Origin of the sequence: Bacillus sp. ISL-34 (genome assembly GCF_018613325.1) — a bacterium.
In the GTDB taxonomy this organism is placed as follows: Bacteria; Bacillota; Bacilli; order Bacillales; family DSM-1321; genus Peribacillus.
On record NZ_JAGGQJ010000011.1, the window covers coordinates 152,157 to 176,688 of the forward strand.

Annotated in this window: 29 protein-coding genes; 25 read left to right on the forward strand and 4 right to left on the reverse strand. The window is 39.6% G+C overall.

The features are described 5' to 3' along the window. The first annotated feature begins 108 nt into the window (after positions 1–108). On the forward strand, positions 109–1,629 hold the full coding sequence (locus tag J7E52_RS10650) for an aldehyde dehydrogenase family protein (protein WP_286197649.1): 1,521 nt from the start codon (positions 109–111) through the stop codon (positions 1,627–1,629). A gap of 222 nt (positions 1,630–1,851) precedes the next feature. Here the strand turns inward: J7E52_RS10650 and J7E52_RS10655 are convergent, their stop codons facing one another. Next, complete coding sequence (locus J7E52_RS10655; RefSeq protein WP_214745789.1) at positions 1,852–3,900, reverse strand: molybdopterin oxidoreductase family protein; 2,049 nt, start codon at positions 3,898–3,900, stop codon at positions 1,852–1,854. Between the two features lie 151 nt (positions 3,901–4,051). On the opposite strand from J7E52_RS10655, the gene putP reads away from it, so the two are divergent. From putP to megL, 4 genes are all read left to right on the forward strand, one after another. Beyond that, positions 4,052–5,521 (forward strand): sodium/proline symporter PutP, encoded by a 1,470-nt coding sequence (gene putP / locus J7E52_RS10660; RefSeq protein ID WP_214745792.1) that lies wholly within the window; start codon positions 4,052–4,054, stop codon positions 5,519–5,521. 115 nt (positions 5,522–5,636) lie between these two features. After that, positions 5,637–6,962 (forward strand): ATP-binding protein, encoded by a 1,326-nt coding sequence (locus J7E52_RS10665; RefSeq protein WP_214745795.1) that lies wholly within the window; start codon positions 5,637–5,639, stop codon positions 6,960–6,962. Positions 6,963–7,009: 47 nt separating this feature from the next. Further along, positions 7,010–8,146: a DEAD/DEAH box helicase gene (locus tag J7E52_RS10670; RefSeq protein WP_214745797.1), complete on the forward strand. Its 1,137-nt coding sequence runs from the start codon at positions 7,010–7,012 to the stop codon at positions 8,144–8,146. Between the two features lie 238 nt (positions 8,147–8,384). After that, positions 8,385–9,560 carry a methionine gamma-lyase gene (gene megL, locus J7E52_RS10675; RefSeq protein ID WP_214745800.1) on the forward strand — a complete coding sequence of 392 codons (1,176 nt, stop codon included), beginning with the start codon at positions 8,385–8,387 and terminating at the stop codon, positions 9,558–9,560. Here the strand turns inward: megL and J7E52_RS26900 are convergent. From J7E52_RS26900 to J7E52_RS10685, 3 genes are all read right to left on the reverse strand, one after another. Further along, positions 9,557–9,916, reverse strand: a complete 360-nt coding sequence (locus tag J7E52_RS26900) for a hypothetical protein (RefSeq protein WP_286197650.1) — start codon at positions 9,914–9,916, stop codon at positions 9,557–9,559. The two genes, megL and J7E52_RS26900, sit on opposite strands and share 4 nt — an antisense overlap. Beyond that, a complete protein-coding gene (locus tag J7E52_RS26905; protein ID WP_286197651.1) occupies positions 9,862–10,293 on the reverse strand; it encodes a TspO/MBR family protein in 432 nt (143 codons plus the stop codon). The genes J7E52_RS26900 and J7E52_RS26905 overlap by 55 nt, the downstream gene beginning before the upstream one ends. 355 nt (positions 10,294–10,648) lie before the next feature. Then, positions 10,649–11,764, reverse strand: a complete 1,116-nt coding sequence (locus J7E52_RS10685; RefSeq protein ID WP_214745803.1) for a tyrosine-type recombinase/integrase — start codon at positions 11,762–11,764, stop codon at positions 10,649–10,651. 394 nt (positions 11,765–12,158) lie between these two features. On the opposite strand from J7E52_RS10685, the gene J7E52_RS10690 reads away from it, so the two are divergent. The 20 genes from J7E52_RS10690 (at position 12,159) to gpG (ending at position 24,375) form a co-directional block, all read left to right on the forward strand. Continuing rightward, positions 12,159–12,473 (forward strand): hypothetical protein, encoded by a 315-nt coding sequence (locus tag J7E52_RS10690; RefSeq protein WP_214745806.1) that lies wholly within the window; start codon positions 12,159–12,161, stop codon positions 12,471–12,473. A gap of 4 nt (positions 12,474–12,477) precedes the next feature. Further along, positions 12,478–13,326 carry a DUF2971 domain-containing protein gene (locus J7E52_RS10695; protein ID WP_214745809.1) on the forward strand — a complete coding sequence of 283 codons (849 nt, stop codon included), beginning with the start codon at positions 12,478–12,480 and terminating at the stop codon, positions 13,324–13,326. A gap of 464 nt (positions 13,327–13,790) precedes the next feature. Then, positions 13,791–14,390, forward strand: a complete 600-nt coding sequence (locus J7E52_RS10700) for a hypothetical protein (RefSeq protein WP_214745812.1) — start codon at positions 13,791–13,793, stop codon at positions 14,388–14,390. 82 nt (positions 14,391–14,472) lie between these two features. Continuing rightward, on the forward strand, positions 14,473–14,721 hold the full coding sequence (locus J7E52_RS10705) for a hypothetical protein (protein ID WP_214745815.1): 249 nt from the start codon (positions 14,473–14,475) through the stop codon (positions 14,719–14,721). Between the two features lie 56 nt (positions 14,722–14,777). After that, positions 14,778–14,969 carry a hypothetical protein gene (locus J7E52_RS10710; RefSeq protein WP_286197681.1) on the forward strand — a complete coding sequence of 64 codons (192 nt, stop codon included), beginning with the start codon at positions 14,778–14,780 and terminating at the stop codon, positions 14,967–14,969. A 139-nt stretch (positions 14,970–15,108) separates the two neighbouring features. Beyond that, entirely contained in the window at positions 15,109–15,738 is a 630-nt protein-coding gene (locus J7E52_RS10715; RefSeq protein WP_214745818.1) for a hypothetical protein, read from the forward strand. 156 nt (positions 15,739–15,894) lie between these two features. Then, positions 15,895–16,140: an HNH endonuclease signature motif containing protein gene (locus J7E52_RS10720; RefSeq protein ID WP_309476881.1), complete on the forward strand. Its 246-nt coding sequence runs from the start codon at positions 15,895–15,897 to the stop codon at positions 16,138–16,140. Beyond that, positions 16,140–16,451: a hypothetical protein gene (locus J7E52_RS10725; protein ID WP_214745821.1), complete on the forward strand. Its 312-nt coding sequence runs from the start codon at positions 16,140–16,142 to the stop codon at positions 16,449–16,451. The genes J7E52_RS10720 and J7E52_RS10725 overlap by 1 nt, the downstream gene beginning before the upstream one ends. Before the next feature lie 73 nt (positions 16,452–16,524). After that, positions 16,525–16,908 carry a P27 family phage terminase small subunit gene (locus tag J7E52_RS10730; RefSeq protein WP_052137204.1) on the forward strand — a complete coding sequence of 128 codons (384 nt, stop codon included), beginning with the start codon at positions 16,525–16,527 and terminating at the stop codon, positions 16,906–16,908. Further along, positions 16,889–18,580 (forward strand): terminase large subunit, encoded by a 1,692-nt coding sequence (locus tag J7E52_RS10735; protein ID WP_214746342.1) that lies wholly within the window; start codon positions 16,889–16,891, stop codon positions 18,578–18,580. Before J7E52_RS10730 ends, J7E52_RS10735 begins: the two co-directional genes overlap by 20 nt. Positions 18,581–18,584: 4 nt before the next feature. After that, entirely contained in the window at positions 18,585–19,823 is a 1,239-nt protein-coding gene (locus tag J7E52_RS10740) for a phage portal protein (RefSeq protein WP_214745824.1), read from the forward strand. Next, a complete protein-coding gene (locus tag J7E52_RS10745) occupies positions 19,820–20,593 on the forward strand; it encodes a head maturation protease, ClpP-related (protein ID WP_214745827.1) in 774 nt (257 codons plus the stop codon). Before J7E52_RS10740 ends, J7E52_RS10745 begins: the two co-directional genes overlap by 4 nt. Beyond that, entirely contained in the window at positions 20,580–21,719 is a 1,140-nt protein-coding gene (locus J7E52_RS10750; RefSeq protein ID WP_214745829.1) for a phage major capsid protein, read from the forward strand. The genes J7E52_RS10745 and J7E52_RS10750 overlap by 14 nt, the downstream gene beginning before the upstream one ends. A gap of 15 nt (positions 21,720–21,734) precedes the next feature. Then, positions 21,735–21,989, forward strand: a complete 255-nt coding sequence (locus J7E52_RS10755) for a head-tail connector protein (RefSeq protein WP_214745832.1) — start codon at positions 21,735–21,737, stop codon at positions 21,987–21,989. Between the two features lie 12 nt (positions 21,990–22,001). After that, positions 22,002–22,325 carry a hypothetical protein gene (locus tag J7E52_RS10760; RefSeq protein WP_214745835.1) on the forward strand — a complete coding sequence of 108 codons (324 nt, stop codon included), beginning with the start codon at positions 22,002–22,004 and terminating at the stop codon, positions 22,323–22,325. Then, the gene (locus tag J7E52_RS10765) at positions 22,306–22,626 is read left to right on the forward strand and encodes a phage head closure protein (protein WP_214745838.1); all 321 of its coding nucleotides are present in this window, start codon (positions 22,306–22,308) and stop codon (positions 22,624–22,626) included. Before J7E52_RS10760 ends, J7E52_RS10765 begins: the two co-directional genes overlap by 20 nt. Beyond that, the gene (locus J7E52_RS10770) at positions 22,626–23,015 is read left to right on the forward strand and encodes an HK97-gp10 family putative phage morphogenesis protein (protein ID WP_214745841.1); all 390 of its coding nucleotides are present in this window, start codon (positions 22,626–22,628) and stop codon (positions 23,013–23,015) included. The genes J7E52_RS10765 and J7E52_RS10770 overlap by 1 nt, the downstream gene beginning before the upstream one ends. Continuing rightward, positions 23,012–23,377 carry a hypothetical protein gene (locus tag J7E52_RS10775; protein WP_214745844.1) on the forward strand — a complete coding sequence of 122 codons (366 nt, stop codon included), beginning with the start codon at positions 23,012–23,014 and terminating at the stop codon, positions 23,375–23,377. The genes J7E52_RS10770 and J7E52_RS10775 overlap by 4 nt, the downstream gene beginning before the upstream one ends. 4 nt (positions 23,378–23,381) lie before the next feature. Then, a complete protein-coding gene (locus J7E52_RS10780) occupies positions 23,382–23,960 on the forward strand; it encodes a major tail protein (RefSeq protein WP_034305771.1) in 579 nt (192 codons plus the stop codon). A 49-nt stretch (positions 23,961–24,009) separates the two neighbouring features. Then, complete coding sequence (gene gpG, locus J7E52_RS10785) at positions 24,010–24,375, forward strand: phage tail assembly chaperone G (protein ID WP_214745847.1); 366 nt, start codon at positions 24,010–24,012, stop codon at positions 24,373–24,375. The last annotated feature ends 157 nt before the right edge of the window (positions 24,376–24,532 follow it).

The window sequence follows — 24,532 nt, forward strand, 5'->3', positions numbered from 1 at the left end:
AGACAGGAAAGGGCAAAAAAACGTAAGTTACCTAATATTTCAAACTGGCATGAATCTTGCTCATATCTAATATATAGGTAGATAACTTAAAACCGAGGAGGAAATTACATGCAGGAAACTTTGCAAAATAATATGAAAAAAGAAGGAACGGGAGCACTGGACTTAAAGATGTTCATCAATGGGGAATGGGTGAATTCGACTTCAGGTGAAAAGAGGGATGTATTGAATCCGGCCACGGAGGAAGTTATTGCCAAAGCTGCCGAAGGAACACAGGAAGATGTGGATGCAGCGGTCGAGGCAGCAAAATACGCTTTCTATGAAGGTGGTTGGTGGGGAACTCCTGCAGTGGAAAGAGCTCGCATTTTATTCAAAATAGCCGACAAAATAGAAGAAAAAGCTGAAGAACTAGCGACGTTGGAAACATTGGATAATGGGAAACCATTGCGTGAGGCTCGTTATGATATAGCTGATTCAGCAGCCTGTTTTAGATATTATGCAGGATTGGCTACAAAACCGACTGGTCAGACTTTTGAAGTTCCTGACGGTCAGCAAGCGATGGTCGTAAGGGAACCGATCGGTGTATGCGGCCAGATCGTTCCTTGGAATTTCCCTCTAATGATGTCAGCCTGGAAACTGGCTCCGGCGCTTGCTGCAGGAAATTCCGTTGTATTCAAACCATCTGAAATCACTCCGGTGACAGCGGTAAAACTATTTGAAATCATGGATGAGGTCGGATTGCCAAAGGGTGTCGCAAACCTTGTTTTAGGAGCAGGGCCAGTTGTCGGACAAGCCATTGCCGAACATGAAGATATCGATAAAGTGGCATTTACGGGAGGAACGGCAACAGGACGTAAGATCATGGAGGCTTCACTGGGTAACCTAAAGAAAGTGACATTGGAGCTCGGCGGGAAATCGCCTAATATCGTATTTGCGGACTCTGACTTTGAGACTGCCGTTGATTATGCTCTGTACGGGATTTTCTGTAATCAAGGACAAGTATGCTCAGCAGGCTCCCGTTTACTGTTGGAAGAGTCCATTTACGATCAGTTCATTGCAAGTCTTACTGCGAAGGCGAAAAAAATTAAAGTAGGTTCAGGTTCTGATGAAGAAAGCCAGATGGGACCTATCGTTTCAGAAGCACATATGAACAAAATATTATCGTATATCCAAATCGGAAAAGAAGAAGGTGCCAAAATAATCGTCGGTGGAAATCGAATTAAAGAAGAAGGCTTGGATAAAGGTTACTTTGTCGAACCTACTATTTTTGTTGATACGACACCGGACATGCGGATTGTCCAGGAAGAAATTTTTGGACCGGTGCTTGTCGTTCAAAAATTCAAGGATGAAGCGGAAGCACTTCGACTTGCCAATGATACGAAATATGGTTTAGCGGGAGCGGTGTTCACGAATGATATCGCAAAAGCGTACCGTGTCATTAAAAAAGTGCGTGCCGGAATCACGTGGATTAACTCATATCATCCGACTTATAACGAAGCTCCTTGGGGAGGGTTCAAGCAAAGCGGAAATGGACGCGAACTGGGAACTTTCGGTTACGAAGCTTATACTGAAGTGAAGCAAATCAATAACAACTTGGATATCCAGCCAACAGGCTGGTTTGATGAAGAGTAAATAGCTTGACGAAAAGGCTGTTCCTTAGGGAACAGCCTTTTTTGTGGAATCGGAGATAAAATGCCGAAATCGGAGTTATAATCCGAGAAACGGAGATAAAATCCGGAAAATCGGAGATATAATCCGAGAATCGGAGATAAAATCCGGAAAATCGGAGATATAATCCCGGAATCGCCGATAAATGTCGGAATCGCAACATATTTAAAGATTGCTCACCACAATTTACTTTTGTTTGACTTTTTCAAGATCCACGCGACCTGAGAAGAAAACGGCGCCATTCCCCATATCTGCGAGGCGATCCGGGGTAAGGGAATTGATGTGTTGTTTGGTTTCAGGTGTATTCTGCCACAAGCCCTGGCTGACAAGAACGCCGGGTAACACATTTTCACCGGGAGCAGCGGTAAGCAAACATTCACCGCGACCGTTCCAGATTTTAACCATATCTCCGGGGGCTATCCCCATTGTTTTGGCATCAGCGGCATTCATGTGCAGTTTCGGTTCCTTCTCCATGGAGATATGTTTGGCATTATTTGAAAAGGTTGAATTCAAGAAATTGTGATTAGGTGCCGGAATGAATAAAAATGGCAGGTCGCTGTCTTTGATGATTGGCGTATATGTTGGCAAAGGCTCGTATCCATCCCGCTTCATCCGTTCGGAATAAAGTTCGATTTTACCGCTTGGTGTCGGGAGTTTGCCAGGGAACATCGGCTGCATTTTTGCTTTGACAAATTGATTCCTTGAAAGGGAGTCATAGGTGATGCCTTCCAAATGCGGGTTGTCGGGAAAATTCAGAGCCTGCCGTATCATATCTTCCTCTGAATCTCTAAATGCTTGTTCCCCAAATCCCATCCCAACAGCCAACAGTTTGAACAATTCAACATTCGATTTCGATTCGCCATATTTTTCGATTACAGGTTTTTGTATTTGGATGTAATTATGCCAGTATGAATTATAAAAATCCTCCGTTTCATAAGATGATGTGGCAGGGAGGACGAGGTCGGCCAACATGGCCGTTTCGGTTAAGAATAGATCATGGACCACTGTGAATAGATCTTCCCGCATTAGACCTTCCTGCACCTTATTTGCATTCGGAGCGACAAGTGCCGGGTTGGAGCCGTATACAAACATGGAGCGAATCGGGTTTTCTTTTTCCAGAAGAGCTTGACCGATTTGGTTCATATTAATGGTCCGGGTAGCTTTATTTTGCAATAAATCAGGGCGTCTTAAGGCATTTGTATTAAAGGCGAGATATCCTGAATTCCCTTTGATGGCTCCGCCGCCTTCCGCCATCCATTGGCCGGTGAGTGCAGGCAGGCAGGCAATGGTACGTACTGCCATGCCGCCATTGTCATGGTGCTGCAGGCCGTTGCCTATCCGAACGAATGATGGACTGGTGGTGCCGTACATCCTGGCTAATTCATATAAGTCATCAATTGGAACGCCAGTGATCGCGGAGACGGTCGCAGGGTCATATTGGCGGACGTGTTCGCGCAATTCAGCAGCACCCACTGTGTATTCATCGAGAAAGGGCTGGTCGACTAGATTCTCGGCAAATAGAATATGCATTAATCCGAGGGCGAGCGCACTATCGGTACCAGGCAGAATCGGTATGAACCAATCGGCCCACTTGCCGGTTTGGTTTTTATGTACGTCAATGACAACTACTTTGGCCCCGTTTTTTCGGGCTTGCTGGGCAAGCGTAACTTGGTGCATATTTGTGCTCACGGCGTTAATGCCCCACATGATGAAAAGCTTTGTATGAATCGTTTCTTCTGGGTCGGTGCCGAATGAACCACCCATTGTATAGCTGTATCCGACTGAGCCGGCCGCGTTACAAATGGAACGCTCGAGCATGCTTGCACCGAGTTTATGGAAAAAACGGCGATCCATCCCCTCAGCGCTAAGATTGCCCATGTTTCCGTAAAAGCTGTAGGGAAGTATGCTTTCCGGACCGTGCATTTCGATCAGGTCTTTCCATTTGGAAGTGATTGTGTCAATGGCCTCTTCCCAGCTGATTGGAGCAAAATTCCCTTCTCCTTTCGGACCGATGCGCTTTAATGGCTGCTTTAAGCGTTTGGGGTCATATAGGCGGGCAGCCATGTTGCGGACTTTGTTGCAAATATTTCCTTTGGTGACTGGGTGATCGGGGTCTCCTTGAACTTTAATGATTTTCCCGTCTTTTTTGTGCAGCAGTAAACCGCATTGATCAGGACAGTCAAGAGAGCAAACAGAGGGAAAGACTCCATCTGGCTGATTGATATAGGTTTGCATGGCGTATTCCTCCTAATAATTTAATCTAATAAAATGAATTTTCTTAATTATATTGAAAGTGAAATCGTTGAAAGGTGCAAGAACTTCTTAACATATGTTTTTTTTTCTGATAAGCTTACAAGATGAAAATTTAACCTAGGAGGATTCATTCTTGGATTATGGAATTATAATATCAATAGGAATATACATGGCAGGCATGCTGTTAATTGGTTATTTGGCCTATCGGAAAACGGCCAACTTAACCGATTACATGCTTGGCGGACGGAACTTGGGACCGGCTGTAACTGCATTGAGTGCAGGTGCTTCAGATATGAGCGGCTGGCTGTTGATGGGTCTTCCGGGTGCAATGTACATAAGCGGTTTAAGTGCTGGCTGGATTGTCGTCGGCCTGTGTGCAGGGTCTTATTTAAACTGGTTATTCGTGGCACCAAGACTGCGGACATATACGGAAGTGGCCGGCAATTCGATTACGATTCCCGACTTTTTGGGAAATCGGTTTAAAGATGGCTCCCGGGTCTTAAAAGTGGTATCAGCCTCGGTCATATTAATTTTCTTCACCTTTTACACATCTTCAGGAATGGTAGCAGGCGGTGAGCTTTTCCGCTCGGCTTTCAATTTGGATTACCGGTGGGGCATCTGGCTGACGGCGAGCGTTGTTATTCTTTATACATTGTTTGGCGGATTCCTGGCTGTTAGCTGGACCGACTTCGTACAAGGCACGATCATGTTCATTGCCTTAATTCTAGTACCGGTTGTCACGATTGTAAATATTGGCGGCTGGGATCCTACCTTTAATGAAATAAAATCGATTAACCCGAATTTATTGCATGTTTTTGAAGGAACTTCAACCATTGGCATCATATCCCTTCTGGCTTGGGGGCTTGGTTATTTCGGGCAGCCTCATATTATCGTTCGATTCATGGCGATTTCATCTGTTAAAGAATTGAAAAGCGCACGGCGAATCGGTATGGGCTGGATGATTTTCGCTATCGTCGGTGCGATGTTCACCGGGTTGGTGGGGATTGCTTATTTTAACCTGACAGGCAGTCCTTTAGGGGAAAAAAATGCTGAGTCCGTCTTCATCATTTTAGCTAAAGAACTGTTTCCTTCTCTAATTACAGGCTTCTTGTTGGCTGCGATTTTAGCAGCGGTCATGAGTACGATTGCATCACAGCTGTTAGTATCGGCAAGTGCCCTGACCGATGACTTCTATAAGCAGTTCATTCGGCCGAATGCATCTGATAAGGAATTGGTGCTGGTAGGCCGGTTTGGTGTATTGGCGATATCTGCCATTGCTTTATTATTGGCGTTTAATCCAAGCGGTACGATCCTTAAATTGGTGGGTTATGCATGGGCTGGTTTTGGAGCGGCTTTCGGTCCGGTCATTCTGTTAAGCCTGTACTGGAAACGGATGACGAAATGGGGAGCCCTGGCGGGAATGATTGTCGGTACGGCAACAGTGATCGTCTGGGATATGATCGATAAGTTCGCTGAAGTATACGAAATCATTCCTGGTTTCATCGCTGGTTCGATAGCGGTGGTCGTTTTCAGCTTATTATCGGCCAAGCCTACAAAAGATATAGAAGAAGAATTCAAACAAGCCATCAAAAACCTTTCTTGATCATTGAAGCATTTCAGTAAAAATGCTGGGATTTTTTAGCGATATAAAACAATGAATGCAATATATATGGTACAATATCCATAGAGTCCTTATGTTGAAAACATGAGGGCTTTTTTTGAGTGATTTGGGAATAATAAACCAAAAACAATACAAAGGAAAAAATATGAACCAATCTCATAAAATTGCATGTAAAGTGGCTTTTATATATATAATCATTGGGGTCTTATGGATTATCGTTACTGATTACATCTCCATGACACAGGCAAGGGCAGATGTTCAGATATATGCAATGTTTCAACATTCCAAAGGGTGGATGTTCATTTTCATAACCGGGCTTTTCCTATACATCATAATCAGGTATTGGACGGGGAAAATGTTGAGGTCCCAACAGGAATTCATTCTGAAGGATGAACAGTATCGGTCGCTGTTCAAGCATAACCCGGATTGTGTCCTTGAACTGAATCTCGAAGGAAATGTTGTTTCGATAAACCCGGAAGCTGAAAAACTTTTAGGTCATCACAGTGACAATTTGAAAGGCAAGAATGCGAATCATCTTCTCAACTGGAATGAAAGTGATAAAGTATCTGAATTCTTTATACAGTCCCTTCAAGGCGAGGCTGTTAAATTCGAAACGACCATCCAGAATGGCAGTGATGAAAAACGGATAATCCGTGTAACCTTTTTACCGATCATCGTTCATGCGGAAATGCTTGGAGTATATGCTATCGTTAGGGATATTACTGAATTGCGGCGCGAAGAGGAATTGATGATCATGTCTGAAAAGCTATCTGTAATCGGACATCTGGCTGCGGCCGTCGCACATGAGATAAGGAATCCGCTGACATCGTTAAAAGGATTCGTACAATTAATGGATATGACCCAGGAGGTAAACCCGCTGCATTCTGATATCATGTTGAAGGAAATTGACCGAATCAATATTATCTCAAGTGAACTTTTGGTTCTTGGGAAGAAACAGGATGTCGCATTCCGCAGGATCGATCTTGCCGACAGTTTACAACAGGTATTCACGTTGATGAAAGCAGAAACGAATTTGAATAATATCGAAATGGGGTTCAGGGTTAAAACCGCCGAACCGATTTATATTATGGCTGATTCAATTGAACTTAAACAGTTGATTATCAATATCGTCAAGAACAGCATTGAAGCGATTAAGGATAATGGGAAAATTGATATATCGCTGCAAATCATCGATGGACAAGCTGTTGTCAGCGTGAGTGATAATGGCATGGGAATGGGGCCCGAGCGCCTTGAACGGATTGGTGAGCCTTTTTATTCGACGAAGGAAAAGGGCACAGGGATCGGGCTTGCAATTTGCCGGAAGATCGTTCATCGCCTTCAGGGGGAAATGCATTTTGAAAGTGAGATAAATGAAGGAACGACGGTTACAATACGTATTCCGTTGGCTACTGGACAAGAATAAATGGTACTATGAAAGATAGGAAAAGTTTTATATTAAAGGAGAACGATATGAGCGAATTACCTGCATTAATAAACGATAGAAAACCATATATACAAGAGGTCTGGAAAAAGTCCGGATTCGGACAACTTACCCCGATTCAAACGAAAGCGATTCCCGTGATTGTCGAGGGAAAAGATATCATGGCCGAATCACCGACAGGTACAGGAAAAACATTAGCATATTTACTTCCATTGCTGGAAAAGATAGATCCTGAAAAAAAATCGCCCCAAGCTTTGATTTTGGCATCATCACGAGAACTGGTCATGCAAATCAATGAAGAAATTCGCATTTGGTCAGAGGGAAGCGGCATCACGGGTGCAGCATTCATCGGCGGTGCTAATGTGAAAAGGCAGTTGGACAAACTGAAGAAGCGTCCACAGGTGATTGCTGGAACACCTGGACGGATTTACGAATTGATTGCCCAAAAGAAATTGAAGATGCATGAAGTTAAGACGATTGTACTTGATGAAGGTGACCAATTGATCACTCCGGAGCATATGGGAACGATCAATAATATTATCAAAACAACGCTAAAGGACCGGCAAATCATGGTGTTTTCAGCGACCCTGCCGGAGGAAACGGAAAAAGCGGCCCGGGGATTCATGAACGAACCCGAAATGATCAAGGTTGATAAGCATGAAAAAATGGAATCAAAGGTGGACCATCTTTATTTTGTTGTTGAGAGACGGGAAAAGTCCAAGATTCTTGAGAAAATCACAAGACTTAAAGATGTGAAGGCCCTTGCCTTCCTGAATGATATAGCAGAGCTGAGCGTCTTACATGAAAAGCTGAGCTATAAAGGCATTGAAATGGGCGTGCTTCACGGTGAATCCAATAAAGTCGACAGGGAGAAAGCGCTGCGCAAGCTTCGTTCCGGGAAATCCCCGATGCTGATAGCAACGGATGTAGCGGCAAGGGGGCTTGATATTAAAGGTCTTACTGCGGTCGTTCATATTGATATGGCTGATAACATCGAACAATATATCCATAGATCCGGGAGAACTGGGCGTGCAGGTGCAGATGGCACTGTCATTTCAATCGTAACGGAAAGAGAAGAGCGAGAGTTGAAAAAAATGGCTCGTGAACTGGAGTTACCATTAAAGAGAGTAACCTTCTATGGTGGAAACATCGTAGTCGATGAATGAATGGGAAAAAGGGACGGCCATGGCGGCTGTCCCTTTTTTTTTACAAATGCCTCTTAGAATTTAAATTTAAAAGAGTTGCTCATTTTACAGAATCCAACTGAGCTTGTTCATCCAGAAATCATATTATATTGACTAAATCCAGGGGTTCATTAATGGGTGATAATCATGGATGAAAACGCTTCCTTTATATGGGTTTTTGACATATGATAGCAATAGACATAGGTTAGGAGGAGACGGTATGACAGGAAAGTATAAGCAGTTTGAAACGGCAGTAATCCATGAAGGATATGACTCGAAGAAGCATTTAGGAAGCTTGGCAGCACCATTATTCCAAACCTCAACATTCACTTTCGAAAATGCCGAGCAAGGGGAGAGGCGTTTTGCCGGTACGGAGGATGGATATATTTATTCGCGACTTGGAAATCCAACGGTACAGGTGCTTGAAGAAAAGATCGCCGCTTTGGAAGGCGGGGAAGCTGGCCTTGCTTTCGGTTCAGGCATGGCTGCCGTTTCAGCTGTACTTTTTGCGTTAACAAAAACAGATGACCACATCCTGTGCTCACAGGGGTTATATGGTTGTACCTTTGGCCTCCTACAGCTAATGAAAAATAAATACCGCATCACTCATGATTTTTGTGAAATGGATACAGAAGAACAGGTAAGGAAAATGATCCGGCCGGAAACGACCTGCATCTATGTAGAAACCCCGATCAATCCGACGATGAAAATGATTGACTTACAAATGGTGGTGAGTGTTGCGAAGGAATATAATGTGACGGTCGTAGTCGATAATACGTTTTCGACGCCATACCTACAGAGACCGCTTGAGTATGGCTGTGATATCGTCCTTCATAGCGCTACGAAATATCTTTGCGGGCATGGTGATGTCGTTGCAGGACTTGTCGTCGGTAAGAAGGAATTCATGAATCAGGTAGCTGGCACTACACAGAAGGATATCGGTGGAATCATTTCACCATTCGATGCCTGGTTACTATTGCGGGGGTTAAAGACCTTGCCAGTCAGGATGGACCGTCATTCGGCCAATGCAATGGAAATCTTTCATGAACTCAAGAAACATCCAAAGGTTAAAAAGGTATATTATCCAGGTGATGAAGCTTCACCAGATCATTATATCATGCAAAAACAGATGAAACATGGCGGCGGCCTCATCTCTTTCGAATTGCATGGCTCAAAACAGGATGCACAGGAATTCCTCAATAAATTGAAACTAATCAAAATTGCCGTAAGCCTTGGGGATGCCGAAACATTGATCCAGCATCCCGCTACCATGACGCACTCTGCCGTTCCTGAAGATACACGGGAACAAATGGGCATCAGTGACCAGCTGGTCCGTCTCTCAGTTGGCCTAGAAGCTTGGCAGGATGTCTGGCAAGATCTTCAGCAAGCATTTTAGGCTACCCTATTCCTTCTATTTTTAATAAAGATGGTGATGGATATGATAAAAGTGATGGCAGCCAGGATATAAGAAATGTCTGTGATTACCGGATAGGCGGAGCTATTCCGTATCCCGATGCCTATGACCGCCCAAACGAATACGAGAGGATAGCACCAATCCCGGTTTTTACCCGCAAATACAAAAGCCAGGATTGTTGCTGCAATCAGCAGGACCATCGTCCAGATTAAACTTGAAATCCCAAAACCGTCCCATTTGATATATGTGAGGTAATAAGAAATGTCAGCGATCGTTGCAACACTTACCCAGCCTGTATAAACGGAAAACGGAAATAGGTCGAAAGGAGCATGCTCCATTTTTTTATGCTTGTATAAATGACCATTAAAGTAGCCAAAAGAGCAATGATAATGAATACGGATAACAAAAAGTGTTCATAGTGCCAAGCCAAAAGCCAAGCACCATTCAGGACACAGCTTAAAGCGAACCAAGGGAAGGAAGCCTTATAAGCATGTCTGTTTTGATGTTTGCTTAAAAACTGCCTGAATACCCAGATGGCGAGCAGGAAATAGATCAAGCCCCATATGGAAAATACATATCCGGCAGGAGTGAAAAGGACATCCAGTTCATCGGAAATCTCTCCAGATGTCTGGCCGTACAATGGCAGGAAATTAGCTAAAAAATTCATCGTGACGACGAACAGATAGAAAATCAAGTTGATGATGGAAATAAGCATGGGCTTCCTCCTTATATGAATTGTGATCCTCTAACCCTATTCCTCATATTTATCCTTGTTAATCTTTTCGGAGCACATCGGGGACTTGGAGGTCGTTTTTCCATAAAGAGAGGAAGTTTCTGTAACAATTGAACCATTTAAGGTCAGAAATTTTACATCTGCACTTTATGGTGATAAAATATTCAAAGATTCATATTATTTTAGTCCTTCGGGGTCGTAAGATATCATATAAAATAAATAAACCGCCTAAACCTTTATACAAAAGGGTTTGAGGCGGTTTTTGTTTGTTCTGTTTTAATAATTGGTAGGGATTTTGGTAGGAAATCTGAAATAATAACAGAACACTAAAAAGGATTTAAGAGTAATTGTTCAGCATTTTTTCAAGTACCTTAGCTGCATCAGCCTGCATGTTTGGCATCATATGAGAATAGGTATCTAAGGTGACTTTGATGGAAGAATGTCCCAATTGTTCTTGGACAATCTTAGGGTGAACATTTGCACTGAATAGCAAGGATGCACATGTATGGCGCAAATCATGAAAACGTATCTTTCTCATTTCTGTTCTCTCCAATACCCTTTTCCAATCCCGATCGAAAGTTCCTAAGCTTCTCGGCCGGCCATCTATTTGGCAAACCACTAAATCATGATCTTCATAATCCTGACACACTAACTTCTCTTTAAGAATCATTGTCCTATGCTTTTTCAGCTCATTGATAACGGTAGGTGCGACGGTTATGGACCTATACCCTGAATCTGTCTTAACGCCTTTAATAAGACCTTGCCTAGCCTTTAACGACTGACTAATCCTTATCTGAGAAGTTTCAAAGTTAATATCCTTCCAACGCAAGCCCAAAAGCTCACCGCGGCGCATGCCTGTATAGATCGCCAGGATAAACAATATTCGATACCGGCCATCTATCTTACCTAAAAACTGCTTAACCTCTTCTGTGGTCCAGTAATCAATTTTAGGCTTACTGGTCCGGGGCTTAGATCCTTTATCTAAAAGGTCAAATGGATTCTTGACGATTAATTCCTTTTTTACTGCTGTTTTAAAACATGTATGAATCAGATTATATATTTTACGGACAGTACCGTCAGTCAATTCTTTATCCTGTAAGGCCTTGATAAGGCGCTCAATATGAATAACGCTAACCTTTTGTAGAGGGATATGTCCAAGCTCAGGGATAATATGATTGGACAGGTGTCCGTTGTTTGTATGTCTTGTCTCAGGGGATATATCTTGTTTATTCTCCAACCATTCTTGAATGTATTCACCGAAGGTAATTTTAGTAGGATCTACATAGCTGCCTTTTAACCATTCAGTTCTTGCAGCAGCTTCTGCATCTCTTGCTTCTTTCTTCCCTGTAAATCCACGCTTCTTAATCGTTTTACGTTTGCCTGTTGTATCCTTCACTTCAAAGGCATAATAGTAGGCAGTTTTCCCATTCTTCTCATACTCATAGATTGGCATGGGTAACCTTCCTCTCACAATATATGTAATTGAATTATAAAATCTTGTAAAAATATAAGCAAATAAAGTACGAGGGAATTAGGGAAAACATTAGAAAAAACTAATGATAATTTGAGGGTACAATGTGTGTTGTTAGGCGAAATAAGTGTTAAATTTATATTATCGAGAATAAAGGAAAGTGGCGGCATTCAAATGGTGTCGTCTCTTTATGGAAAAATGAGGAACATAATTTCTTTTGTCGAATTTATAAGGCGAAAGGAGGGGCCTTTATTGGAAAAAGAAATTAGATGTCAGTCTAAAAGATTGGATTAATCACTTAATTTCCTTACCCTTGTAAAAATTATCTTATTATGTGGTAATATTGTACTGTTGTACCAATAAAGGGGGTATTTTTATGGATTTCTTCAACTTTGAGACGGAAATTGATGCAGAAATTAGGCAAATGAAATATAATTTAGCATCGTATCTTATGATCGACATAAAAAATGTTGATTTAGATGGAACGAATTTTAAAAGGGAATATTATAGTGATAATTTAACTTTATACAGGTCACATGAAGATACGCTAATGTACCTAACTGACAATCAAGATGTATCTACAAACAATGTTGAATTAGTTGATTTAAAAGTTATATTAGGTAATGTTGCTTTTCGTAGAACAAATCAAAAGAAACAAGCTATAGAGTTAGAGCGTTTCTTGTCAGAATGATATTATGAGTAAATTTTTATATCACTATACAGGGGCATTTGCCTTAAAAAATATAATTCAAACTAATTCATTCTGGATAACGAAAAGTGAATACTTAAATGATGCAACAGAACAAGTAGTTATTATGAGGCTATTAAGACACTTTAATAAGACTAATTACAAAATGAGTAATGAAATTCAAGATTTTATTACGAAAGAGCTTGAAAAGTATTTAAATGAATATAACTATTATATTTTATCATTTTCTGAAAGTGATGATTCATTGCCTTTATGGAACTATTATGCTGAAAATGATGGTTACAATATTGGTATGCAGCTAGATGATGTCTTGGGTTTAATGGAGTCATACTTTAAAGGATTTGATGAAGAAATACAAGTTATTAATACAAAAGTAGAGTATGTTGATGAAGGTAATACTAATGAAAAACTCTCTATGAAAATTAACGAGTTACTTCTACCGTTTATACACTTTACCGTTGAAGATCTAGTCAATCCTTCTAAAATAGAAAAGTTAGAAGAAGTTATTTTAGAACTTGCTAATATGTCCTTTTCAATTAAAAATTCAGCATACTCGTCTGAAAAAGAGGAAAGGATTGTAATTATTTCTAAAAAAGATAGTGATTTAACAGCACAAGAAGAATTCAGAGTTTTTAGAGGAGCATTCATTCCATATATTGTATTTAATAAAGAGAGTAATCCAGAATATTTAATCCCTATAAAAAAAATTAAAATAAGTCCATATCAAACTTTAGATGTGACAAAAAGTAGTATATTATACATGCTCAATCATGGTAGATATAAAGATATGATTGAAGAGGATATAACTACTTCTATGATCCCTTCAAGATATTAAGTGTAGAAAGAATTTACATCCGATTAATCGGATGTATTTTTTATTGCTTCTACAAAGCAGCTAATGTCCCAGCCAGAAGGGCAAGTGTTCAAAGGGGAAGCCTGAACAGCTTTCTGTCTAAGCACCTTTAGCTGTTTTGTTGTGCCAATAATTTTACAAACGAATGTTCCGTACTCGGATTGCAGTACGGCGGTTAGCGTACTCGAATTGCAGTACGCCAGAGTACTCGGATTGCAGTACGCTAGAGTACTCGAATCGCAGTACTCTAAAATTTTTTCCTTCATTAGAGTGAAATTCCTAAAGAAAATCTTTAAAGAAAATATATAAAGAAAACCCTCTGAAGGATTCATTTAATTTATAACATAGAGAAAAGAGAAAAGGAGCGGTACTTATAAAGGTGTCGTCTTTTATTAAAAGGATTCTGTCATCCTATGTCGAATTTTTGATATAAGGAGATGAATCAAATGGGTAAAAAAACAACAGTGGGATTTGGCTTAATTACTTTAATATGTATGGGTGGTCTACCTATTCTAATAAACGGCCTCATGTTTAAACATTATTTCCCTGTAGCTGGTAATGTAGTAACATGGATAGGTTCTTTAAGTAGTATTTGGGGAGCAATAATAGGTGGGGTAATATCAGGGGCACTGACTTTAATAGGGGTAAGACTAACTATTAAAAACGAACTAAATAAAGAATTTCAAGGAAAAATGCCCGAACAATTAATGAATATTGAAGATATCATTTCATTTATAAGAAAACAAAATGCATTATTAAATAGAGGTACTAGGCCAGAAGAGACATTGCGTCTAAGAATGAATTACACATACCAAGGTCTAAGTGAGGATGGTTTATTAAAGAAGTCAACAGCTGTTAACCTACACACATATTCAACTGTGAGAAAACTTTATGATTATATATATAATTCATTATTTCCCAACCACATCTCTACTTTCACAGAGAATGAAGTTAAGGAGTCCTACAAAACATGTCTTGATGCATTAGAGTTGGAACACAAAAAAATAATCAGTGAAATAGAAAAATATGAAGCAAAAAGAAAATGAGCACCCATCATATTGGGGGCTTTTATTTTGAAGGAAATTATCTTCTTTTGTCGAATCTGTAGTACATAAGGAGGTGTTTTGCATGTTGATTGAAATCGAAGGGGAGACTACTTGTCAAGATTGTAAGCATGACTTTAGGTGGTATTACTTTTATAAGGAAAAGGGTGTCTTTAAAATACCGCGTTATAGCAATAAGGAATGCGCTACATTAGTGACAGCTAATGAAGATAAAACACCAAAGAGTCTAAAAGTTCATTGTTCTAAACAAGAATGTGGATATCCAAATTATTTTGATGTCGATTACACCAATGTGAAAATAACCAAACAGTAAAAGCGAAGCGCTCAAAACAGAGCGCTTTTTATTATGGAGAAAGAAGAGTGAGCTCGATGAAGTTTGCTGACCATTTATCTAAATCGGATATTCAGAAATTCAATCAACTTAGAAGAGGCAGCAAGCAGAATAAACCTGAATCCAAGCCTAAGAGAAAAGAAGAATTAAGTTTTGAAGATTGGGAAGATATCATGGGGAAGAATCGTGATACTTACAAAAAAGTTGGTGGAGCTGTAAGAAGGAAATGATGATAAGTAAGTACGAGACCATATCGTTGATATTAACTAAATGGTTTAAATCAAGGCACTCATTCATTGAGTGCTTTTTATATAAAGGTTATTTATCTCCTTTTGTCGAATTAACCTAGGTAGAAGGGAGAGATTAAAAATGGGTTTATCTCAAACGCGTGATGAGTTATTAGAACATCTACGTGAGCAATTACAATTTATCCAACTATCGATGAACTCATACGATAATGGTTTTGAAGGAGAAGCAAAAAGGCTTTCCATGGCCATTCGTATTTTAGTTCATGATACAAACGATTCGCATTCTTTATTGCAGATTCTTGGAATTAAGAAATCTTTACAATATTTTAGTTATCTGGAGCCTACAGACCACACAGACACTCTTTCTTTTGTAGGATTATCAATGGGGTTCACTGAAAAAGGACTTCGATACTACCCTATGAACGGGGAACCTCAGTACAGAATATCATTTGATGACTGGTGGAACCAAAAAGTAATGATTAATAAAAAAGCAAGAATGGATATTTCTCGTAAGAATGTGATATTAGACGTTGCTCACAAAGATGGTGGCGCACATATTGATCCAATCTTAAATAATAGATTTGCTAAGTTATCAAGATTGAATGGGTTTGGTTGGCAGACTGAGACTCTTACTGAATCAGGCATAATAAAGAGTGACGTTGTTGCGAATGGACCTGAATTATCCATTATCCGTCAGTCAGCATATGAATTATATCTAACATTAAATACGGAATTAGAAAATATTAAGTAAGTATGCATCCATTCATGGGTGCTTTTCTTTTTACTTTGACCGAAAAGGTGGGGAAACAGCATAGGTAAGCAAGCTCACTACAATAAATACAAGCGTGATAAGGAAGCCAAGAAGTTCTATAACTCAGCAGCATGGAAGAAGTGTCGTGCTGTTGTATTGGCAAGGGACAACCATCTATGCCAAGAATGTTTAAGAAAGAAACGGGTTACACCTGCAGACATGGTTCATCACATCATTGAATATAAAGCAGACCTGAGCAAAGCTTTGGGTATTGATAACCTCGAGAGTCTTTGCAACCCATGTCATAACGGTGAGCATCCGGACAGAGGGAGTAAGCAGGAAGTAAAGGTCAGCAAGAAGATCAGAGTCGTGACAAGTAAAGCTAATGAGGAGATGTGGTAATGAATAGCCAGTGCGATAACTGCAAGCTCACCTTCGAGGTCACACTGCAAGAGAAGATCCATGTCAAAGGGGTAAGAGAATCCTTCTTCACTTGTACTCATTGTCAAACAAATTACTTTGCATTCATTACGGATGATTATATTAGGCAGCATCAAAATAAATTAAAAAAGATATATAAAAAGGGCACTGTGAATCATATCGATGATTTTAACCGAGAAATCGATGATATTAAAAGGAAAATTGAAACGAGGATGACGGAGCTAAGGGGAAAGTATTCAGATAGCCCCCCTACCCCTGAAACCTTTAATTAAAGCACGAAAAGAACGACGATGGTCCTTCGCTTGCACCGAAAATGGAATTTTTATATATGAGGGGGGGGTGTAGATGTACAAACCTAAGTCAGGAATTACACGACAATTAGCAAAAGACCTATTTAAAACATTAATTGATGAATTGCGGATCGATAACAACTTGAGTAAAAGAACTATAATCCTGGTTGATAATATGGTTCTGCTTGAACAAATGAAACAGGATTCGATTGCTGATGTGAAAAAGCGAGGAACCGTTGAACTCTTCAAAAATGGCAGTCAGGAAATGTACAGAGATAATAAATCGGTGGATAAAATTTTAAAAATTATAGAGCAGCAGCGTAAACTTCAGGCAGAGTTAAAGCTCACCCCTGCCTCAGATAGAAAAGTTTCAGATGTGATTCCAATTGACGGAGGAGAAGCGGAAGGCAGCAAGGGTGATGACTTTGAGCGATTCTAAATTATTAACAACAGATTATGCCAAAGGGGTTACTTCCCATATCATCATTACTTCAAAAAAGGTTTTTCAAGCTTGTCAGCGTCACTTGAACGATTTAAAAAGACAAGGAACAAAGTCTTTCCCATATATTTTCGATGAAGAAAAAGGCCATCGTCCAGTAGAGTACATTCAGCGATTCTGTAAACCATCTCAGGGTGATTACGACCGATTAGAATTACAGCCCTGGCAGCACTTTATTGTAGGGTCGTTGTATGGGTGGATTCATAAAGATTCAGGTATAAGGCGCTTCAAGGAGGGTCTTATTTTTGTTGGAAGGAAAAATGGTAAATCCACACTTGTATCTGGTTTATCGCTCTATAGTTCATCAAAGGATGGAGAAAATGGAGCGCGGGTTTACCAGCTGGCCAACTCAAAGGAACAAGCAAAAGAGGTTTTCGATGAGTGTGTTGCAATGGTTAAATCTTCACCAATCCTAAATCGTCACTTTGACCCAACCAATAAAGAAATTCGTTTTGGAAGGACCATGTCTAAGATTATCCCTTTGGCAACTGACAGTAAAAAGATGGACGGTAAAAACTGTAGTTTTGGTGTTTTTGATGAAATTCATGAATATAAAAATTACAAGCTCATCAATGTTATTAAGAACAGTACAGGAGCTCGGAAACAGCCTCTCCTTTTATATATAACAACAGCAGGGTACCAATTAGATGGACCTCTTGTGGATTATTACGATAAGGCTGCTGACGTTTTGGATGGCGTTATTGATGATGAACGTTGTTTTTATTTTCTAGCCGAATTAGATGAAAAGGATGATCTTGAGAATCCGGATAACTGGATTAAGGCTAATCCTAATCTCGGGACAACTCTTAAGCTTGAAACGCTTATTGAAGAATGGGAAAGTCGAAAACACATTCCTGCAGAACGAAGTGACTTCATAACTAAACGTTTAAATCTTTTTGTTAAATCAGATGAGCAATCATTCCTTGATTATTCCGTTATCAAACGAAATGACAAAGTTATTGATATTGACACACTGAAAAATCGTAATTGCATAGGTTCATTTGACCTTTCCGAATCTGAGGATTTCACAAGCGCATGTCTTGAGTTTCCTCTTGAAACAGGAGAGGTTTTTGTTTTGTCGCATTCTTGGATTCCAAGAAAAAAGGTGCTGGCTGATAACGAAAAAATTCCCTATCATGATTTTGCTGAAAAGGGATTATTGACGATTGTAGATGAGGATTATATCAAATTGGAACAGATTTATGATTGGTTTGTTGCGAAGTCCCAAATCTATACGATTGAGAAGATTGCGTATGATCCTGCTAAAGCATACAGATTGGTAAAGGATCTTGAAAGTTATGGATTCATTACAGAAGTTGTAAGGCAGGGGCCGTTAACCTTAACACCAGGTCTACGTGATTTAGAAACGATGTTCATGGATGGGAAGGTTATTTTTAATAAAAACAGGTTGCTGAGATGGTATATCAACAACGTGAAGTTAAAGAAAAATGAAAACGGTAGTTGGCTTCCGCAAAAACAAAATCGTTATCGAAAAATTGATGGCTTTGCGGCTATGTTAAATGCTCACGTTAAAACTATGGAAATCTTGGCTAAACCTCAAGGTTCCGGAAACGTCAAGGTATTGAGCATAAAAGAGCTGTTAAGGGGGTGATAATTTGGGATTGTGGCAGCAAGTAAAGAAAGTATATAACACCATGGCATACTATGCAGCCGTAGCCAATCCATATGTGGGTTCAGGCTATGGTTCAAGAAAAATAGTTACATCAAGCGGAATGTCCAGCAAATCAGGGAAAACATTGGCTACAAACGAAACGATTTTTTCAGCTGTATCTAAACTTTCTAATGCAATGGGGACTCTGCCGATAAAGCTTTACAAGGAATTTTTGCCGGTAGTAACCGATGAATCAGATTTATTATCAAACTCACCTAATTTAAACATGACTTCCTTTGATTTCATTCGAACCCTTGAAGTTCTTAGGGATACCGCAGGGAATAGTTACGCGATTAAAATATACGGTTTTAATTTTCAAGTTGAATCTATTCATATTGTGGACCCAGCAAGAGTTACACCAATTTTTGAAGAAAAAAGCATGGAACTTTGGTATGAAATCAAAGGCGACAAGGGTAGTTATTTCGTGCATAATCTTGATATTCTCCATTTTAAGCATATTCATGGTTTTGGTTTTAAAGGGATCAGCCCGATTGATGTATTACAAAATACTATTGAATTTGATGGTGAAGTGAGGAAATTCAGTCTGGAACAAATGGACGGGGCTAAAGCTTCTTTTATCTTAGAATATGCTGCTAATGTAAATGAGGAGAAGAAAAAAGAGGTTATCGAAAATTTCAGGGATTTTTATAAAGAAAACGGCGGTATTCTTTTCCAAGAACCGGGTGTGAAGATTACACAACTAGAACAGGAATTTATCAACACGAAAGTTTTTGAAGTAGAAAAAATTACTCGTACTCGAGTAGCGTCTGTTTATAACCTACCTGTGCATATGCTTGGGGAAACCGACGGTAACAGTTACGCAAGTATGGAGCAGATGTCTCTTCAATTTGTTAAAGAGACATTGCTCCCGATAGTCAGGCAATATGAGCAAGAATTTAACCGAAAGATGCTAACAAAAGAGCAGCGGAAACAAGGATATTACTATAAATTCAATTTAAAAGCCCTTCTTCGTGCCGATACCGCCACTCAAATGGAAGCCTGGTTTAAGGGTGTACGTTCAGCTATTTACACTCCAAATGAAATACGTGAATGGGAGGAGCTCCCGCCTATTGAAGGTGGAGATAAAGCCCATCTAAGTGGAGATTTGTACCCGATTGATATGCCAGTTTCTGAAAGAAATCCAAAAACCGTTCAAACATCGAAAGGAGGTGGTGAAAATTGAAGAAGTTTTGGGAATTTAAGGCCTTAGCAGAAGAAAACGCAGGCGAATTATCCATATATGGAGACATAGTTTCTTATAAATGGGATGATTCGGATACAACCGCACAAAGCTTTAAAGATGACTTGGAAGCACTCGGGGATATTGATACATTAAATATTTATATTAATTCACCAGGAGGTTCTGTTTTCCAAGGTAACGCGATTTACAGCATTCTAAAAAGGCATAAAGCAAAAGTGAATATTCATGTTGATGGCTTAGCAGCATCAATTGCCAGTGTGATCGCAATGAGCGGTGACACTATTTTTATGCCTGAAAATGCCATGATGATGATTCATAACCCATGGACTTTTGCCTATGGAAATGCATCAGAACTGAGAAAAGTTGCAGATGATCTCGATAAAATGCGAGAAAGTCTTATCGCTGCTTACTTGGCCAAAACAGGTGACAAGATGGATCGTGAAACACTCATTGACTTGTTAGATATAGAGACTTGGCTATCAGCACAGGACTGTTTAGCTTATGGTTTTTGTGACGTTGTGGAGGCTTCCAATGACATTGCAGCAAGTGTGAATAGGGAGTTTTTCGCAAAGTACAAGCATACACCTGAAGAATTGCTCGAAATTGCCGAGAAAACGCCTGAAAATAAGCAAAAACAGCAAGAAAAAGAGAAAGAACAGGCTGAGATGAGGCAAAGGCTAATTGAAGAAGCGAAATCCAATATTGAAACTACAAAACTTATTTTAGGGGGATTAACAAATGAATCTATATGAATTGAAAATGAGCTTAAAAACAGTCGGGGACCAATTAGCAAAAGTTGAAGGTGATATTGTTGCAAAAGCTGGAGATCCATCTACGCCAATTGAAGAAGTGCAAAACCTTAAAAAGAAAAAGGAAGAGACTCAGGAGCGGTTTAATATTTTGAAAGCGCAACATGATGAGTTGGAGGCAAAGCAACAACTTCAATTTGAAAATAAAAAACCACTTGTTGGTGGATTTGAAGATCCTAAAGCTAAAAAGGTAGCTGCAAAAGCTGAAATGGTTCGGGCAACAATGCAAAATCGCATTTTATCCGATGAAGCTAAAGCCATTTTGGGTGATCGCAATAACACAGGCGGTGAAAAGCTTCTTCCGAAAACGGTATCTGATGAGCTATTGTTTGAACCGTTTGTAAAAAATCCATTGCGTGATGTTTCTACATTTACCAATGAAACTAATCTTGAAGTTCCAAAAATCACATTCACTCTAAGTGATGATGATTTTATTGCTGATACAGAAACTGCTAAAGAAATGAAAGCTGATGGGGACAATGTTGTATTTGGACGTTTCAAATTCAAAGTATTTGTGCCAATCTCTGAGACTATTCTTAAAGGTTCCGATACAAACTTAGTAGAAACGGTGGATCAAGCATTAGAAAGCGGTCTTGCAGCTAAGGAAAAGAAAGTTGCTTTTGCAGCTACACCTAAAACAGGAGAAGAGCACATGTCTTTCTACTCCACTCAGAACGCTATTAAAGTTGTAAATGGAGAAACTAAATTACAAGCTATCAGAAAAGCTATTGCGGATCTTCATGAGGACTACCGTGACAATGCCAAAGTCATGATGGCATATGCTGATTACTCCGAAATGATTGAATCACTTGCTGCGGGTAACACAACTTTCTATGATGCACCACCAGAGCGTGTATTAGGTAAGCCAGTTATCTTTTCTGATTCTGCATCAGATCCGATTGTCGGTGATTTCCGTTATTCACACTTTAACTATGATATTGAAATGCTTAAAGACCGTGATAAAGATGTAAAAACAGGCATTGAACTATTTGTACTTACAGCTTGGATTGACCACAGAATCAAATTGAAATCTGCATTCCGTATTGCTAAAGTTGTCCCGCAAGTTTAATAAGGAGGGCTGAACATGCCCGAATTGAGTGAAGTAAAAGAATATTTGCGGATTGATGGTAATGAAGATGATGTTCTTATTAGTTTGCTAATGGAAGCCGCAAAAGAATACTTATCCAATGCTGGGGTGACAGTGCAGGGCAGTGCCTTATATAATTTGGCTGTCATGCTTTATGTCACCCTTCAATATGAAAATCGTGATCCTGGTCAAAAAATAGAAAAAGCCAATTATGCCTTTCAATCTATTATTCTGCAACTTAAAACATACTAAGAGGTGATTTCTATGAGATATGAAGTGGAATCAGCATTCATAGATAAAAATACAAAAGAAGAATACCCCGTTGGTAGCCATTATGAAACGGATAGCGAAGATCGAGCAGAGTTTCTCCAAAAGAAAGGTTTTCTTGGGAGTGAAATTGATTCCACCGTAGAAACAATCCTTGATAAAAAAGCATCTGACATTATAAAAGCAATTTCCTCGGAGACTTCAAAAGAAGAACTTGAATCTTTACTCAAACAGGAAGTTGAAGGAAAAGATCGTGTAACTGTTAAAGAACACATTGAAAAACTCCTAAAAGGTGAGGACGATGAATCCAGCGAAGCTTGATTGCCGCGTTGAAATTGGTCAAAACAAGTCGATAAAGAACCCAGAAACCAAACTGAATGAAATGGTATGGGTTCCCTTTCACAGTTGCTGGGCGGAGCGTTATGAGCCAACAGGACGTGCATTATTTGAAGCTGCTGTATCTCATTTAGAAAATGAAGTGTTTTTTAATATCCGTCCTAAAGATGGAATAACACCAGGGATGCTTTTGAAATACAAAGGCGAAGAATACAAAATTGGTCCTGTGCGATATGGAACGCGCAAGAAAAACCTGACCTCATTGCAATGTAGGAGGGTTGAATAATGGTCAAATCCTCTTTAGAAGTTGATGGAACGGAAGCGATTCGTAAAAGGATTATAGAATTGGGCCGTAAAGGGTCAAGGATTCAAAATGCTGCTATAAAGCAAGGTGGCCAGATTCTCGCAGATACAATGTATAAAGAAGTATCTGTTTCGGACATTAACCATACTCATATTAGGGATGACATTGTGGTAAGTGAAGTTAAACGAATTAAAGGGATTCCTCACGTTCAAGTTGGACCGAGTAAGGAAACAGCTTGGCGGGCGCATTTCCTTGAATTCGGTACAATTTACATGCCACCTAATCCGTTTATGCTTAGATCCGTACGTTTATCAAAAGAAAATGTACAAGCAAAACTAAAAAGTGAGCTTAAAAAGGGGCTGGGGCTATGATTGATATGGAGGTTCCAGTCATTTCAGCTTTAGAAATTGGTTTATTAGATTCGGTCGGGAATAAGGTTTTTCGTTGGTTTGTACCGAAAGAGAATTCCAATGATTACCCTTATATTCGTGTCGCGGAACTGGATAACACTGATGAAGATTACCGGGATAACAAAGCTGTAGCTTCGGACATTGCCATTCAAGTTGACCTATGGACTAAAGGTGACCCAGACATATTACAAAACAGAATAGATCAAATAATGAAGACACTCCAGTTCAAACGAATAGGGGTGTCTTCTTTTTATGAGGAAAACACTGGTGCGATGAGAAAAGCACTGCGGTATACATCAAAAGTGAATTTGGAGGAGGAATAAATACATGGCGATTGTAGGTTTACGTAATCTTGTGTATGCACCATTATTAACTGACCCTTCAGAAGGAAAAGCAACATACGGTGCTGTAAAACCATTTGCCCCAGCCATTACAGCTGGAGTTGAAACGGCACAAGAATCTGCAACTCAATACGCAGATAATGGTCCAATTGATGTTATGACCCAAATTGGCGAAACAACATTGAGTTTAACTGTGGATGAAATTCCAATGGAAGTATTGGCTGAGATTCTTGGTCAGGAAATTAAAAAAGGAGTCATTGCATATAAACAAAGTGCTGTTGGTCCTTATCTTGCATTAGGGTTTGCTGGCAATAAGTCAGATGGAAATGAACGTGTTGTTTGGCTAACAAAAGGCCGTTTTTCTATTCCTTCTGATGAGTGGAATACAAAAACTGATTCACCAGAATTCCAAAACCAAGAAATCGAAGGTACATTTATCCGTCGTGATGCTGATGAGGTATTTAAAATTGTTGGTGACACTGCTGTTGCAGAGTTCGCTCCTTATCGAGAAGAATTCTTTGAAGAAGTCTTTGATTATACAAAATTAGATACACCAATCGTTTAATGGTTAAGCACTACTTCGGTAGTGCTTTATTTGTGTTTATTAGGAGGAGATGAATGATATGGAAATCACTTTGATGATAGAAGGACAAGAAAAAACATTCACGCAATCATTTGTATCAGCAAAATATTACCGTAAGTCATTAAAGCTGCTTAAGACCTTAGAAGAGGGCGAATCAGACCAGGAAGCAACTTTGACCGAGCAGTATGAACTTATTGTAGATATTTTCGAAAAACAATTTACAGCTGATCAATTAGAGAATGGTTTGGATGCACGAAAAGTTGATGAGGTTCTTTGGGACATTATTCGAAAAGATATCTTAGGATGGAAGCCTTATTCAAAAATGAAACAAGATATGGAACAGGCGGAAAATAGTTTTTTAGCGGAAGCCCTAGAGAACCTAGGGAAAGCGAAATAAAACAAATTTATAACGATTTACTCGATACTTATGATCACCTTGTAAACAAAAGAGGGTGGCCGTTAAAAGATGTGGATGACATGGATATTCACTTTTATTATGAGTTGTTAAACCACTCAGTAACAAAGGTAAAAGCAAACGGAAATAACAAAGGAAA

Bases quoted from the DNA above. Each gene is read 5' to 3' on its own strand.
- J7E52_RS10710 (WP_286197681.1), top strand. From the start codon at position 14,778: ATGAAGTTTGCTGACCATTTATCTAAATCGGATATTCAGAAATTCAAT.
- J7E52_RS10690 (WP_214745806.1), top strand. From the start codon at position 12,159: ATGGATTTCTTCAACTTTGAGACGGAAATTGATGCAGAAATTAGGCAA.
- J7E52_RS10780 (WP_034305771.1), top strand. From the start codon at position 23,382: ATGGCGATTGTAGGTTTACGTAATCTTGTGTATGCACCATTATTAACT.
- J7E52_RS10650 (WP_286197649.1), top strand. From the start codon at position 109: ATGCAGGAAACTTTGCAAAATAATATGAAAAAAGAAGGAACGGGAGCA.
- J7E52_RS10770 (WP_214745841.1), top strand. From the start codon at position 22,626: ATGGTCAAATCCTCTTTAGAAGTTGATGGAACGGAAGCGATTCGTAAA.
- J7E52_RS10695 (WP_214745809.1), top strand. From the start codon at position 12,478: ATGAGTAAATTTTTATATCACTATACAGGGGCATTTGCCTTAAAAAAT.
- J7E52_RS10670 (WP_214745797.1), top strand. From the start codon at position 7,010: ATGAGCGAATTACCTGCATTAATAAACGATAGAAAACCATATATACAA.
- gpG (WP_214745847.1), top strand. From the start codon at position 24,010: ATGAATGATATGGAAATCACTTTGATGATAGAAGGACAAGAAAAAACA.
- J7E52_RS26905 (WP_286197651.1), bottom strand. From the start codon at position 10,293: ATGCTTATTTCCATCATCAACTTGATTTTCTATCTGTTCGTCGTCACG.
- J7E52_RS10735 (WP_214746342.1), top strand. From the start codon at position 16,889: ATGACTTTGAGCGATTCTAAATTATTAACAACAGATTATGCCAAAGGG.
- J7E52_RS10775 (WP_214745844.1), top strand. From the start codon at position 23,012: ATGATTGATATGGAGGTTCCAGTCATTTCAGCTTTAGAAATTGGTTTA.
- J7E52_RS10765 (WP_214745838.1), top strand. From the start codon at position 22,306: ATGAATCCAGCGAAGCTTGATTGCCGCGTTGAAATTGGTCAAAACAAG.
- J7E52_RS10705 (WP_214745815.1), top strand. From the start codon at position 14,473: ATGTTGATTGAAATCGAAGGGGAGACTACTTGTCAAGATTGTAAGCAT.
- J7E52_RS10760 (WP_214745835.1), top strand. From the start codon at position 22,002: ATGAGATATGAAGTGGAATCAGCATTCATAGATAAAAATACAAAAGAA.
- megL (WP_214745800.1), top strand. From the start codon at position 8,385: ATGACAGGAAAGTATAAGCAGTTTGAAACGGCAGTAATCCATGAAGGA.
- J7E52_RS10725 (WP_214745821.1), top strand. From the start codon at position 16,140: ATGAATAGCCAGTGCGATAACTGCAAGCTCACCTTCGAGGTCACACTG.
- J7E52_RS26900 (WP_286197650.1), bottom strand. From the start codon at position 9,916: ATGGAGCATGCTCCTTTCGACCTATTTCCGTTTTCCGTTTATACAGGC.
- J7E52_RS10655 (WP_214745789.1), bottom strand. From the start codon at position 3,900: ATGCAAACCTATATCAATCAGCCAGATGGAGTCTTTCCCTCTGTTTGC.
- J7E52_RS10685 (WP_214745803.1), bottom strand. From the start codon at position 11,764: ATGCCAATCTATGAGTATGAGAAGAATGGGAAAACTGCCTACTATTAT.
- J7E52_RS10750 (WP_214745829.1), top strand. From the start codon at position 20,580: ATGAATCTATATGAATTGAAAATGAGCTTAAAAACAGTCGGGGACCAA.
- J7E52_RS10700 (WP_214745812.1), top strand. From the start codon at position 13,791: ATGGGTAAAAAAACAACAGTGGGATTTGGCTTAATTACTTTAATATGT.
- J7E52_RS10755 (WP_214745832.1), top strand. From the start codon at position 21,735: ATGCCCGAATTGAGTGAAGTAAAAGAATATTTGCGGATTGATGGTAAT.
- J7E52_RS10715 (WP_214745818.1), top strand. From the start codon at position 15,109: ATGGGTTTATCTCAAACGCGTGATGAGTTATTAGAACATCTACGTGAG.
- J7E52_RS10730 (WP_052137204.1), top strand. From the start codon at position 16,525: ATGTACAAACCTAAGTCAGGAATTACACGACAATTAGCAAAAGACCTA.